Source organism: Pseudomonas sp. S11P7, from assembly GCF_023195435.1.
GTDB lineage: Bacteria > Pseudomonadota > Gammaproteobacteria > Pseudomonadales > Pseudomonadaceae > Aquipseudomonas > Aquipseudomonas fluorescens_G.
The window spans coordinates 4,472,511-4,485,948 of record NZ_JALPKS020000002.1; the positions used below are offsets into that span (position 1 = coordinate 4,472,511).

Here is a 13,438-nt window from a genome sequence, read left to right on the forward strand (position 1 = left end):
CGCTTTTCCTTACCGCTCGATCAGCGCAATGCGCTTGTTGTACCAGTTCATCAGCAGGGAAATGCTGATACTGATCGCCAGGTACACGCTCATGGTGATGGCAATCACTTCGATGGCCTGCCCGGTCTGGTTGAGCACGGTGCCAGCGAACAGCGAAACCATTTCCGGGTAACCGATACCGGCCGCCAGCGAAGAGTTTTTCGCCAGGTTCAGGTATTGGCTGGTCAGCGGCGGAATGATCACGCGCAGCGCTTGCGGAATGATCACCTTGCGCAGGGTCGGGCCGTTGCGCAGGCCGAGCGAACGCGCCGCTTCAGTCTGGCCATGGCTGACCGACTTGATCCCGGACCGCACGATTTCCGCAATAAACGCTGCGGTATACACGGTCAGGGCCAGGGTCAACGCCAGCAGTTCCGGGATCAACACCCAGCCGCCGACAAAGTTGAAGCCCTTGAGCTCAGGCATTTCCCAATGCAGCGGTGCGCCGAAGATCAGTGCGCACAAGGTCGGAATCACCAGCAGGATCGCCAGGCCGGCCCAGAACTTGTGGAATGGCACACCGGTGTCTTCGAAGCGCTTGTTGGCCCAGCGGGTCATCAGCACGATGCCGACAATCGCCACCACGATGCTGATCACGAAGGCCCAGAAGCCATCGGCAGCCAGTGCGGCCGGCATGTTCAGGCCACGGCTGCTGACGAAGAAGGTGTCGCCGAAGTTGTGGCTGTTGCGCGGCCCCGGCATGGTCAGGAACACCGCGAAGTACCAGAACAGGATTTGCAGCAGCGGTGGAATGTTGCGGAACACTTCCACATACACCGTCGCCAGTTTGGCGATGATCCAGTTCTGCGACAGCCGTGCCACGCCGATGATGAACCCGAGAATCGTCGCCAGAACGACACCGATCACGGTCACCAGCAAGGTGTTGAGAAGACCGATGACAAAGACGCGGGCATAGCTGTCCGCTTCGGTGTAGTCGATCAGGTGTTGAGCGATGCCGAACCCGGCACTGCGCTCCAGAAAGCCGAAACCGGACGTAATGCCCCGGTGCTGAAGGTTGGTTTGCGTGTTGTCGAACAGGTACCAGCCAAGCGAGACCACCGCCACAACGGTGATGATCTGGAATAGCCACGCACGCACTCGTGGATCGCTGAGGCTGAACCTCTGCTTTGGTGCGCCGATAGAATTTTGCATGAAGTGCCCCGCAAGAAATGGAACAAGAACATCACCCGGCGGTTGGCCCGCCGGGTGATAGAACCATTAGCGCACTGGTGGTGCGTACTGAATGCCGCCGTTGTTCCACAGGGCGTTCAAGCCGCGGTCGATTTCCAGCGGAGTGCTCTTGCCGAGGTTTTTCTCGAAGATTTCGCCGTAGTTGCCGACTTGTTTGACGATCTGTACTACCCAGTCCTTCGGCAGTTTCAAGTCTTTGCCGTACTCGCCGTCAGCACCGAGCATACGGGCCACGTCCGGGTTCTTGGTCGACTTGGCTTCTGCTTCGACGTTCTTCGAAGTGATGCCGGCTTCTTCAGCGTTGAGCAGCGCGTAGCCGACCCAACGGACGATGGCCAGCCACTCGTCGTCGCCGTTACGCACGACCGGGCCCAGAGGTTCTTTGGAAATGGTTTCCGGCAGAACCACGTAGTCCTTCGGCGAGGCCAGCTTGCTGCGCTGGGCGAACAGCTGCGACTTGTCGGAGGTCAGCACGTCGCAACGACCGGATTCCAGCGACTTGGCGCTTTCATCGGAGGTGTCGAAAGTGATCGGGGTGTATTTCAGACCGTTGCCGCGGAAGTAGTCGGAAACGTTCAGCTCGGTGGTGGTACCGGCCTGGATGCAGATGGTCGCGCCGTCCAGCTCTTTGGCACTCTTAACGCCCAGCTTGTTGTTAACCAGGAAGCCGATGCCGTCGTAGTAGGTAATGAAGCCCGGGAATTTCAGGCCCATCCCCGCATCGCGAGAGCTGGTCATGGTGGTGTTGCGCGACAGGATGTCGATCTCGCCCGATTGCAGCGCGGTGAAGCGCTCCTTGGCGTTCAACTGACTGAACTTGACCTTGTTCGCGTCACCGAAAACGGCGGCGGCCACAGCGCGGCAGACGTCAGCGTCGATGCCGAGGATCTTGCCGGTTGCATCCGGTACCGAGAAGCCTGGCAGACCGTCGCTCACGCCACACTGCACGAAACCTTTCTTTTGTACCGCATCCAGGGTTGCACCCGCCTGAGCGAACCCGCTGACACCGAGTACTGCTGCAGCAGTCACGACCGCCAGAGTGGATTTCAACATCTTCATTCAAACCTCCAGTTTTGCTCTTGTTGTGTCGGAGCTTGAGTCCAGTCGCACCCTTTTGAGGCGTTGTTGACCCGTGTTGGCTTTTTTTGGGGTCAACCGACGTAAGACCTTCGCTATGAGTCTAGTAGGAGAAAATCCACATCATGGACCACTCACTTCTCACCAATCGGCCGAACGGGCTGTAGCCCTTTCACGTTCGCTAAGCCCGTAGCGGCCATTGGCGAACATCCATCACCGGATTCGTTGCTATCCCATCGCGCGACTGACACTGATAGTGTTACCGCCGCGCAACGGATGCTTCGTACGCAAAGCTCCATAGCAAACGCCGTACCACACCGCTTGCCGAAGCGATTGCGCGACACGTCAATAGCTAAACTTGTAACCTTGCGACATCTTCTTAACGGATCAACCGGGCGCGCACTTCAATCACGCACTCAATGAGAGCGCCCGCACATTTTTGGAGCAGCCATGACCGAGCCCTTGATTCTTCAGCCTGTTAAGCCCGCAGACGCCTGCGTAATCTGGCTGCACGGCCTCGGCGCCGACCGCTACGACTTCCTGCCAGTGGCCGAGGCGCTGCAGGAAAGCCTGCTGAGCACCCGTTTTGTGCTACCCCAGGCGCCGACCCTTCCTGTGACGATAAATGGCGGATATGCCATGCCCAGCTGGTACGACATCAAGGCCATGAGCCCGGCCCGGGCGATTGACCGTGACCAGCTGGAAGCGTCGGCAGATCGCATCATTGAATTGATCGAAACCGAGCGCGCCAGCGGAATAGACGCCTCGCGGATCTTTCTTGCAGGCTTTTCCCAAGGCGGCGCCGTGGTGCTGCACACCGCTTTTGTGAAATGGCAGGGACCCTTGGGTGGGGTTCTGGCGCTGTCGACCTACGCGCCGACGTTCAGCGATGAACTAGAGTTATCCGCCAGCCAACAACGGATTCCGGCGCTGTGCCTGCACGGCCAGTTCGATGGCGTGGTACAGAACTCGATGGGCCGCAGCGCGTACGAGCATTTGCTGAAGCATGGTGTCACCGTGACATGGCAGGAATACCCAATGGAGCACGAAGTGTTACCCGAAGAAATTCGCGACATCGGCGTCTGGTTGAGCGAACGCCTGCGCTAAGCGTCGGCTTTAATCGCAGCCTTTGATCCTCCCCCTACGCCGCGCCCGTTTCTTGCATTACACTGGCCGGCGTACATTCCTTAACCAATTGATGAGATGACCGTGCTCAAAGCACTCAAGAAGATGTTCGGTAAAAGCGAGGCTGAGCAGCTCGCGCCAGTTCCCAGCGCGCCGTCGCACGCCGCCGGTCATCGCAACGATGCCCCGCAGGCCGACCGCCCCGCTCCCGTAGCGTCCCCGAAGCCAGAACCGAAACAACCGCCGCAACTCGCTACGGCCGCACCAATTGCCGCCGAGTCTGCCCGCAGCGAAGCGCCGACACCGGCCAGACCGCGCCGCGAACCGAAGCCCAAGGCCCCGGTGATTCCATGGCAACTCGAAGACTTCGTCGTCGAGCCTCAGGAAGGCAAAACCCGCTTCCACGATTTCAAGCTTTCGCCAGAACTGATGCACGCCATCCAGGATCTGGGCTTTCCGTATTGCACACCGATCCAGGCGCAGGTGCTCGGTTACACCCTCGCCGGCAAAGACGCCATCGGCCGCGCACAGACCGGCACCGGCAAGACCGCCGCGTTTCTGATCTCGATCATCACCCAGCTGTTGCAGACGCCACCGCCGAAAGAACGCTACATGGGCGAACCCCGTGCGCTGATCATCGCGCCGACCCGTGAGCTGGTGGTGCAGATCGCCAAAGATGCCGCTGACCTGACCAAGTACACCGGTCTCAATGTGATGACCTTTGTCGGCGGCATGGATTTCGACAAGCAGCTCAAGCACCTCGAAGCGCGACACTGCGACATTCTCGTGGCGACCCCGGGCCGCCTGCTCGATTTCAACCAGCGTGGCGACGTGCACCTGGACATGGTCGAAGTGATGGTGCTGGACGAAGCCGACCGCATGCTCGACATGGGTTTCATCCCGCAAGTCCGGCAGATCATTCGCCAGACTCCACCGAAGTCCGAGCGCCAGACCCTGCTGTTCTCCGCGACCTTCACCGAAGACGTGATGAACCTCGCCAAGCAATGGACTACCGATCCGGCCATTGTCGAAATCGAAGTCACCAACGTCGCCAACGAAAACGTTGAACAGCACATCTACGCGGTGGCCGCTGCCGACAAATACAAACTGCTCTACAACCTGGTCAACGACAACGGCTGGGAGCGGGTCATCGTGTTTGCCAACCGCAAGGACGAAGTGCGCCGTATCGAAGAGCGCTTGGTGCGCGACGGCATCAATGCCGCGCAACTGTCTGGCGATGTGCCGCAGCACAAGCGCATCAAGACCCTGGAAGGTTTCCGCGAAGGCAAGATTCGCGTATTGGTCGCCACCGATGTGGCCGGTCGCGGCATTCACATCGACGGCATCAGCCATGTGATCAACTTCACCCTGCCGGAAGTCCCGGACGATTACGTGCACCGCATCGGCCGTACCGGTCGTGCCGGGGCCGATGGTGTGTCGATCAGCTTCGCCGGCGAGGACGACTCCTACCAGTTGCCGTCCATCGAAGAAAAGCTCGGTCGCAAGATCAGCTGTGAAACGCCGCCGACGCATCTGCTGCGCCCGGTTGAGCGCAAGCGTCCGCAGTAAGCGACGCTCAACAAAAAAGCGCAGCCGGCAACGGACTGCGCTTTTTTTCGCCTGCGTATTGCTCGCGATAACTAAAAGTCCATAATGGAAAAATAAGTTTAGTTTCGGAGCGCATCATGTCCAGCACGCCCTACGTGATCCACCAGGCTCAGGCCCGTGAACTGCTGGCCCAGATCGATGTGCCGCAGATTTTGCGCAAGCTGTTCCGCGATCTTGCGGCCGGCAGCGCGGTGCAGCCGGCGCAGCAGTGGGTTGAATTCCCGCAAGGCGCAGGCGATTTCATCAACTACCTGGGCGTGCTGGCGGAAGACGGCGTGTACGGAGTGAAGACTTCGCCGTATATCGTCCGCGAGCAAGGCGCGCTGGTGACGGCGTGGACATTGCTGATGTCGATGCAAACCGGCCAGCCACTGCTGCTGTGCGATGCAGGCGAACTGACCACCGCGCGGACTGCGGCGACCACCGCTGTGGCGATCGATGCCCTTGCCCCCGCGAACGCTACACGGCTGGCGATAATCGGCAGCGGCAAGGTTGCCCAGGCGCATCTGCACGATGTGAAAACGTTGCGCGACTGGCAGAGCATCAGCGTGTATTCGCCTTCGCTGCACCACGACGCTGAAACTCAAGCCGCGTTGAAAGCCATCGCGCCCGAGCTGAACATCGCCGCCAGCCGCGAAACTGCTCTCGCCGATGCTGACGTCATCATGCTGTGCACCTCGTCCGCCGGGCCGGTGATCGACCCGGCCACGCTGAGCAAACCGGCACTGATCACCTCGATCAGCACCAACGCGCCGCGCGCCCACGAAGTGCCGCCGCAAAGCCTCAACGACATGCAGGTGTTCTGCGACTATCGTCTGACCACGCCAGACTCGGCGGGTGAGATGCTGATTGCGGCTGAGCAGCATGGCTGGAACAAGGATTCAGTCGTGGGTGACCTGGCGGATCTGCTCAGCGAGAACGTGCAGCGTCCCGACTACCAGCGTCATGTGTTTTTCCGTTCGATCGGCTTGGGGCTGGAGGACATTGCCCTGGCCAATGCCATTTATCACCTTCATCACTGAACACACAAAGCCCCTGTAGGAGTGAGCCTGCTCGCGATAGCGATTTACCATTCAGCGATGCATCGTCTGATATACCGCCATCACGAGCAGGCTCACTCCTACAGGGGACGGTGCAATTTCTGAATATGGTGTACACACCGGAGCCCCTTATGAGCCAGGCAGATTTCATCATCATCGGCGGCGGAATTGCCGGCGCTTCCACCGGTTTCTGGCTGTCGCCACACGCCAAAGTGATTGTGCTCGAACGCGAATCCCACCCGGCTTATCACTCCACCGGCCGTTCCGCCGCGCTGTTCACCGCGGCTTACGGCACGCCGCAGGTGCGCGCGCTGACCCAGGCCAGCCGCGCGTTTTTCGACCATCCACCGGCCGGTTTCTGTGAACACCCGCTGCTGACGCCACGCGGCGAAATGACTGTGGACTTCACCGGTGACGCCGCCGAATTGAACAACCAATACCTCAGCGCCAAAGCCACGGTGCCAGAGATGCAACTGCTCAGCGCCGACGAAGCCTGCGCGCGTCTGCCGATTCTGCGCCGGGAAAAAGTCCACGGCGCGATCTACGATCCGAGCGCCAGCGATATCGATACCGATGCTTTGCATCAGGGTTACCTGCGCGGCATCCGCCGCCACAACGGCGAAGTACACACTGATTGCGAAGTGCTCGGCCTGAGCCGCGACGCCGAGGGGGTGTGGCATGTACAAACCAACGGCCAGACGTTCAGCGCCCCGGTGATCATCAACGCCGCCGGCGCCTGGGCCGACAAGATCGGCGTCATGGCCGGCGCAACGGCGCTGGGCCTGCAACCGAAACGCCGTGCCGCGTTCATCTTCGCAGGGCCTGAGGGAGTCGATATTCATCACTGGCCGATGCTGGTCAGCCTCGACGAGTCCTTCTACATGAAGCCCGATGCCGGGATGTTTCTCGGCTCGCCAGCCAATGCCGACCCAGTCGAGCCTCACGATGTGCAGCCAGAAGAACTCGACATCGCCATGGGCATTTACCAGATCGAAGAAGCCACCACGCTGACCATCCGCCGCCCGACCCGCACCTGGGCCGGGTTGCGCAGCTTTGTCGCCGACGGCGATTTGCTCAGCGGTTTCGATCCGCAGTTGCCGGGGTTGTTCTGGGTGGCGGCGCAGGGCGGCTATGGCATTCAGACGTCGCCGGCGATGGGCCAGGCCAGCGCGGCACTGGTGCGCGGTCATTCGCTGCCCGAACACCTGCAGCAATTCGGGCTGAACAGCGCCATGCTCTCCCCTGCTCGCCTGCGCTGAAACCGTGCGGTGACGCGCGCCACGGATTGCGGCACACTCCCTGCGCCTCCTGATCACGGAGGCGTTGACGCTGCCTGGAGCTCCACTGTCATGACCGCCCCCGAATTCGACCCGGCGCTGGATAATTTCCGCGCCATCGCCGATGCCATCGCCACCCTGTTCTTCCCGCACGCCGAAGTGGTGCTGCATGACCTGCGCACGCAAAAGGTCGACTACATCGCCAATAACCTGTCCAAACGCGTGATCGGCGACGATTCGTCACTGGAAGACATGCTCAGCGAGGATGTCAGCGATCGCAACATCGGCCCGTACGAAAAGCTCAACTGGGACGGTCAGAAGATCCGCAGCCTGAGCAGCGTTCTGCGCGACAGCGAAGGCGCGCCGCTGGCGGTGCTGTGCATCAACCTGAATATTTCATTGTTCGAAAACGCCAAGGCCGCGCTCGACCTGTTCCTCTCGCCGAGCAAACTGATCCCGCAACCGGACGCCCTGTTTCGCGATGACTGGCAGGAACGCATCAACACCTTCCTGCATGCCTGGTTACGCGAGCGTCAGTTGAGCCTGAATCTGCTGACCCGCGATCACAAACGTGAACTGGTGCTGGCGCTGCACGCCGAGGGCGCGTTCAAGGGCAAGAGTGCCTCGAACTATGTGGCCAATGTGCTGAACATGGGGCGGGCGACGGTGTACAAGCATTTGAAGGAAGTGAAGGGTTAGAGATTTGCATTGGCAATCCGGCCCCATCGCTGGCAAGCCAGCTCCCACAGGGGTTTTGTGGCGCTCACAAATCCTGTGGGAGCTGGCTTGCCAGCGATAGCGCACTATCAATCGCCGTAGATATCGGTGTTGAAATACTTCTCGGAAATCTTCTGATACTCGCCACTCGCACGAATGCCATCAATGGCCCCGTTCAACTGGCTGACCAGTTCCGAATTGCCCTTGCGCACCGCGATCCCCGCGCCTTCACCAACATACTTCGGGTCCTTCAGCTCCGGCCCGACAAACGCATAGCCCTTGCCACGCGGCATCGACAGAAAGTCATTCAGTGGAATGGTGTCGGCGAAGATCGCATCGAGCCGCCCTGCCGCGAGATCCATGTAGATCTCTTCGTTGTTGCTGTAGCGCTTGACGTTGACGCCCTTGGGCTCGAACACCTCGGTGGCATACCGGTCAGTGGTGGTAGCACGCTGGACACCGACATTCTTGCCCTTGAGGCTGGCGTACTGATCATCGACGCTGGCGCCTTCCTTCATCACCAGACGCGAGGAAGTGAAGTAATACTTGTGGGTGAAATCCACCGACTTCTTGCGATCCTCGTTGATGGTCATCGACGACAGGGCCATGTCGATCTTCTTCACTTTCAGCGATGGAATCAGCCCGTCGAACTCACCCTCGACCCACACACACTTGACCTTCATCTGCGCGCACAGGGCATTGCCGATGTCGTAGTCGAAACCGACGATTTCACCCTTGTCGGTTTTCGAGGCAAACGGCGGGTAGGCGGCTTCGATGCCGATGCGCAGGGTTTTCTCGGCGGCGAAGCTGCTGGCGCAGGCCAGCAGACTGAAGGCCAGACCGGTGATGAGGGGGAGTTTCTTCATGTTCGTTCTCTCGCGGAAGTTGTTGTAGGTTTGGCGAAGAAGAGCAGTTACAAGCGGTGAGCTCATAGCTGCAAGACAGAAGCTTTTTTGTACTTGGAAATCCATACTGGACTCCCAGGTACAAATCGTCAACCGGGTAGAGAGGGGAGGATTTTCGGTGTCGCTGATGACGCTTTCGCGAGCAGGCTCGCTCCCACAGGGGAACGCATTTCAACTGTGGGAGCGAGCCTGCTCGCGAAGACTGACTGGAGGGCGATACAGGACTTACTTCTTCCAGCGATCCGCAGCCGCATGATCACTGTCGCGCCCTTCCACCCAACGCGGGCCGTCGCTGGTGTTTTCTTTCTTCCAGAACGGTGCACGGGTTTTCAGGTAGTCCATGACGAAGGCGCAGGCATCGAACGCGGCCTGGCGATGGGCGCTGGCGGCGCCGACGAAGACGATGGGCTCGCCCGGTTCCAGCGCGCCGATGCGATGCAACACTTCCAGCTTGAGCAGCGGCCAGCGCTCTTCGGCTTCGACGGCGATCTTGCCCAGGGCTTTTTCGGTCATGCCCGGATAGTGTTCGAGAAACATCCCGGCCACGTCGAGGCCGTCGTTGAAGTCGCGTACATAGCCGACAAAACTCACCACCGCACCAACGCCGACGTTGGCCGCGTGCATGGCGTTGACTTCAGCGCCCGGATCGAACGGTGTGGCCTGCACACGAATCGCCATGGCTCAGCCTCCGGTCACGGTGGGGAAAAACGCCACTTCGTCGCCGTCGGCTACCGGCTCGTCGAGCTGACAGAGCTCTTCGTTGCGGGCGCACATCAGGTTCTGCTCGCGCAACACCTCGGCGCCGTCACGCTGCGCCAACAGGCTGCGCACGTCATCGACCGTAGCAAAATCACCTTCAACCTTTACCGAATCGACGCCCAGCGCTTCACGGTATCGAGCAAAAAACTTCACGGTCAGGTTCATGGCTGCTCCGCCTGAAAGTGGCCGCTCTTGCCGCCAACTTTCTCCAGCAGGCGCACGCTTTCGATGGTCATGCCACGGTCCACGGCTTTGCACATGTCATAGATGGTCAGGGCGGCGACGCTGGCGGCGGTCAGCGCTTCCATCTCGACGCCAGTCTGTCCGGAGAGTTTGCAGCGGGCGACGATGCGCACGCTATCGTCGCCTTCGGCGCTCAGTTCAACCTTGACGCCGGTGAGCATCAGCGGATGGCACAGCGGAATGAGATCGCTGGTCTTCTTCGCCGCCTGGATCCCGGCGATGCGCGCCACGGCAAACACATCACCCTTGGGATGGCCGCCGCTGACAATCATCTGCAGGGTTTCGGGGAGCATGCGCACCAGCGCTTGGGCCGTCGCTTCACGGAACGTCACGGCTTTTTCGGTGACGTCGACCATGTTGGCGCGACCTTGGGAATCGAGATGAGTCAGCACGAGGGCCTCCTTGAGGCAGCTGCGAGCGGCAAGCTACAAGCGGCAAGTTAAAGCGCGGTAGGCAGGCGTCAGGAAAGCTCGCATTTAAACAGCCGAAAGCCGCAAGCTTCAAGCGGCAAGTGAATTTCACTCGGACCACTTGTAGCTTGCGGCTTGAAGCTTGTCGCTGCTCCTCTTAGAGATGAGATTCGGCGTATTCAGCCAGAATCGAGCGAGGCACCCCTTGCAGGGTGATGTGCACACCGTTGGGGAAATCCTTGAAGCGTTCGGTCAGGTAGGTCAGCCCGGAACTGGTCGCGGACAGGTATGGGGTGTCGATCTGTGCGAGGTTGCCCAGGCACACCACTTTGGAACCGGCGCCGGCACGGGTGATGATGGTTTTCATCTGGTGTGGCGTGAGGTTCTGGCATTCGTCGATCAGGATCAGGCTCTGCTGGAAGCTGCGACCGCGAATGTAGTTGAGCGATTTGAACTGCAACGGCACTTTGCTGAGGATGTAATCGACGCTGCCATGGGTGTTTTCGTCATCCATGTGCAAGGCTTCGAGGTTGTCGGTGATGGCGCCCAGCCAAGGCTCCATTTTTTCCGCTTCGGTGCCGGGCAGGAAACCGATTTCCTGGTCCAGACCCTGCACGCTGCGGGTGGCGATGATGCGCCGATAACGTTTGCTGACCATGGTCTGCTCGATCGCCGCGGCCAGGGCCAGAATGGTTTTACCGGAACCGGCAGCGCCGGACAGGTTGACCAGGTGAATGTCCGGGTCGAGCAGCGCGTACAGCGCCAGGCTTTGGTAGATGTCGCGTGGCTTGAGCCCCCAGGCTTCCTGGTGCAGCAGCGGTTCCTGATGCAGATCGAGGATCAGCAACTTGGCTTCATCGATCTCTTTGATCCAGCCGACGAAACCCTGTTCGTCGATGATGAACTCGTTGATGTGCACTGCCGGCAGGTTGTCGATCAGTTGCACTTGATGCCAGGTGCGGCCGTGATCCTGGCGGGTGTCGACCTTGCTCACGCGGTCCCAGAACGAGCCGGTCATGGTGTGGTAGCCGTTGGGCAGCAGGGACACGTCATCGACCAGTTGGTCGGTGCTGTAATCCTCGGCGTCGATGCCGCAGGCGCGCGCCTTGAGGCGCATGTTGATGTCTTTGGTGACCAGCACCACCGGCTTTTGCGGGTCGCGGGCGTGCAGGTCGATCAGTTGGTTGATGATTTTGTTGTCGTTCAGATGCTCGGGCAGAATCAGGTTCGATTCGGCCTGCTTGCTCATCAGAATTGACAGCAAGCCCTTCGGCCCGCCCTTGCCGCGCTGGATCGGCACACCCAGTTCAACGTCTTCGGGAGACGCATCGCCCAGGGTCTTGTCGATCAGCCGGATCGCCTGGCGGCATTCAGCGGCAACGCTATGGTGCCCGCTCTTGAGCTTGTCGAGCTCTTCAAGCACGGTCATCGGGATGGCAACGTGGTGTTCTTCGAAGTTCAGCAGGGCATTTGGATCGTGAATCAATACGTTGGTATCGAGTACATACAGGATTGGCTGGTTGGAGGAAGGGCTACGTCCGTGATCATCCATACTCGGTCACCTATGTCAGAGCCAGTAGACGCAATACCTGAGCGGTGCTGCGCCTCGAAGTGACTGCCGAAATCTCACCTGCGGAGATTCAAGTGACTGCAAACAAACGGGTCTTGGAAGACGCCACCTGTGTTGCAGGTTTCGGCGGTCTGTCTTCGTAATACTCCAAAACCGATGACATAAAAAAGTACTTTGACGGTTTTTTTAAGTTTATTTTGCAGAGTGACGAAAAGCCCTTGGCGGACTCACCAGACACCGCTAAAGTCGGAAGTCCGCCTGCATCGAACCCCTTCGAAAAATTGCCCAAAGCCCAATGTTTACGGGGCTTTTGGTGCTAGTCATCGAAACGCGTCCTGACAGTCTTCCCAGCCAATGCCGCTTTGCGCGGTTTGCGTGATCAGCCACGGCAACGCGGTCTTCACCGCATCCTGTTTCATGTTGAAATTGATCACCCCGTGGCGCCACAACAGCATCAGGGTCAGGACCCGCTGCGCGCTCGCCGGGCCCTTGAGTCTGCCAGCGCCGTCCTGAGCATCGATGTCCCACAGCGCCACTTGCAGGCCCTGGGCATTGAAGAAACCTTGCGCATCGCTGCGACGCTGGCCTTCGGGCGGGCGGAACAGCGGCACGTAGTTTTCCGGCAATTTGCTCTTCACCAGATCGGCACTGCGCCGTACCGAGTCCTGCCAGTCCTGCCAGTGGCTGTGGGAGCGGAACTCCCAGCCTTGCACACCCACGCACTGCGTCGAGAAACTCGCTTGCAGGCTGCTGACCGAGCGATCCGCCAGCCGCGCCTGAATATCCTTGCCCAACACGAAAAACGTCCCGCTCATATTGGATTTGCGCAGGTATTCGGTGAGCCAGTCGGTGTTGTCCGGCTGGACGTTGGCGGCGCTGTCGAAGGTCAGCAGAAACAGGCGATCGTGCATGTCGTCGCCGTTGCGCTCATAGTCGCCGAAACGATCGACTTCGCTGCTGGTTTGCGGGAACAACGCGGCCTTGCGCAGCAGCTCATCCAGGTACTGCAGATGGAAGATCCGGCTCGGTTCGGCCCACTTGGTGTAATAGCTGTCGTCGCTGACCACGAACTTGGCGGCTTGCTCACGCAGGGTCGGCAGGTCTTCGACGAGGAAGCAGAACGAGGCGTCCTGGTCACAGCTTTGCTGGGCATGGTTGTAATTGGCGAGCAGGCGCTGCCAGAGACGTTGGCGCAGTTGATTGACCGCGTCGATGTTGACCGTGCGCAGCCCGAGGCGCTGGGCCAATGCGGCCTCGTCGATCGATTCGGTGCCGAGCAGGCCACGGGCGAACATCAGGATTTCTGCGCGTGAGGCGACGTCGAACAGGGTCGGACTGCTGAGCTGCTCCGGCCAGGTCGTGCGATCCAGCGTCGCCGGATCACCGGGCGCGGCGACGACAGCGAAACTCAACAGCCAGGCGGTGAATAAAAGAACAATGCGCAAGGGGACGTCTCCATAACAAAACCCGCGCGGCA

At 59.9% G+C, this 13,438-nt stretch carries 13 protein-coding genes; 5 read left to right on the forward strand and 8 right to left on the reverse strand.

Annotated elements, in window-relative coordinates:
* Positions 1 to 9: 9 nt before the first annotated feature.
* Both M0746_RS20705 and M0746_RS20710 read right to left on the reverse strand, forming a co-directional pair.
* Positions 10 to 1,191: an amino acid ABC transporter permease gene (locus M0746_RS20705; protein WP_208938644.1), complete on the reverse strand. Its 1,182-nt coding sequence runs from the start codon at positions 1,189 to 1,191 to the stop codon at positions 10 to 12.
* Between the two features lie 66 nt (positions 1,192 to 1,257).
* Entirely contained in the window at positions 1,258 to 2,289 is a 1,032-nt protein-coding gene (locus M0746_RS20710; RefSeq protein ID WP_016771583.1) for an amino acid ABC transporter substrate-binding protein, read from the reverse strand.
* 468 nt (positions 2,290 to 2,757) lie between these two features.
* Here M0746_RS20710 and M0746_RS20715 point away from each other — a divergent pair, with 468 nt between their 5' ends.
* The 5 genes from M0746_RS20715 (at position 2,758) to M0746_RS20735 (ending at position 8,056) form a co-directional block, all read left to right on the forward strand.
* Positions 2,758 to 3,414: an alpha/beta hydrolase gene (locus M0746_RS20715; protein ID WP_093104534.1), complete on the forward strand. Its 657-nt coding sequence runs from the start codon at positions 2,758 to 2,760 to the stop codon at positions 3,412 to 3,414.
* Positions 3,415 to 3,510: 96 nt separating this feature from the next.
* Complete coding sequence (gene rhlB, locus M0746_RS20720) at positions 3,511 to 5,001, forward strand: ATP-dependent RNA helicase RhlB (protein WP_258450437.1); 1,491 nt, start codon at positions 3,511 to 3,513, stop codon at positions 4,999 to 5,001.
* A 116-nt stretch (positions 5,002 to 5,117) separates the two neighbouring features.
* Positions 5,118 to 6,062: an ornithine cyclodeaminase family protein gene (locus tag M0746_RS20725; protein WP_274705836.1), complete on the forward strand. Its 945-nt coding sequence runs from the start codon at positions 5,118 to 5,120 to the stop codon at positions 6,060 to 6,062.
* A gap of 149 nt (positions 6,063 to 6,211) precedes the next feature.
* Positions 6,212 to 7,339, forward strand: coding sequence for an NAD(P)/FAD-dependent oxidoreductase (locus M0746_RS20730; protein ID WP_258450438.1), 1,128 nt, complete (start codon positions 6,212 to 6,214; stop codon positions 7,337 to 7,339).
* A gap of 90 nt (positions 7,340 to 7,429) precedes the next feature.
* Positions 7,430 to 8,056 carry a helix-turn-helix transcriptional regulator gene (locus M0746_RS20735; RefSeq protein WP_208938648.1) on the forward strand — a complete coding sequence of 209 codons (627 nt, stop codon included), beginning with the start codon at positions 7,430 to 7,432 and terminating at the stop codon, positions 8,054 to 8,056.
* A 107-nt stretch (positions 8,057 to 8,163) separates the two neighbouring features.
* Here M0746_RS20735 and M0746_RS20740 read toward each other — a convergent pair whose 3' ends face one another.
* The 6 genes from M0746_RS20740 to M0746_RS20765 form a co-directional block, all read right to left on the reverse strand.
* On the reverse strand, positions 8,164 to 8,940 hold the full coding sequence (locus M0746_RS20740; protein ID WP_258450439.1) for an ABC transporter substrate-binding protein: 777 nt from the start codon (positions 8,938 to 8,940) through the stop codon (positions 8,164 to 8,166).
* A 264-nt stretch (positions 8,941 to 9,204) separates the two neighbouring features.
* Complete coding sequence (gene moaE / locus M0746_RS20745; protein WP_258450440.1) at positions 9,205 to 9,657, reverse strand: molybdopterin synthase catalytic subunit MoaE; 453 nt, start codon at positions 9,655 to 9,657, stop codon at positions 9,205 to 9,207.
* 3 nt (positions 9,658 to 9,660) lie between these two features.
* The gene (gene moaD / locus M0746_RS20750; protein ID WP_258450441.1) at positions 9,661 to 9,903 is read right to left on the reverse strand and encodes a molybdopterin converting factor subunit 1; all 243 of its coding nucleotides are present in this window, start codon (positions 9,901 to 9,903) and stop codon (positions 9,661 to 9,663) included.
* Positions 9,900 to 10,373, reverse strand: coding sequence for a cyclic pyranopterin monophosphate synthase MoaC (gene moaC, locus M0746_RS20755; RefSeq protein ID WP_007972660.1), 474 nt, complete (start codon positions 10,371 to 10,373; stop codon positions 9,900 to 9,902). Before moaC ends, moaD begins: the two co-directional genes overlap by 4 nt.
* 175 nt (positions 10,374 to 10,548) lie before the next feature.
* Entirely contained in the window at positions 10,549 to 11,943 is a 1,395-nt protein-coding gene (locus tag M0746_RS20760) for a PhoH family protein (RefSeq protein ID WP_090281867.1), read from the reverse strand.
* A gap of 338 nt (positions 11,944 to 12,281) precedes the next feature.
* Complete coding sequence (locus M0746_RS20765; protein ID WP_258450442.1) at positions 12,282 to 13,406, reverse strand: polysaccharide deacetylase family protein; 1,125 nt, start codon at positions 13,404 to 13,406, stop codon at positions 12,282 to 12,284.
* Between the last annotated feature and the right edge of the window lie 32 nt (positions 13,407 to 13,438).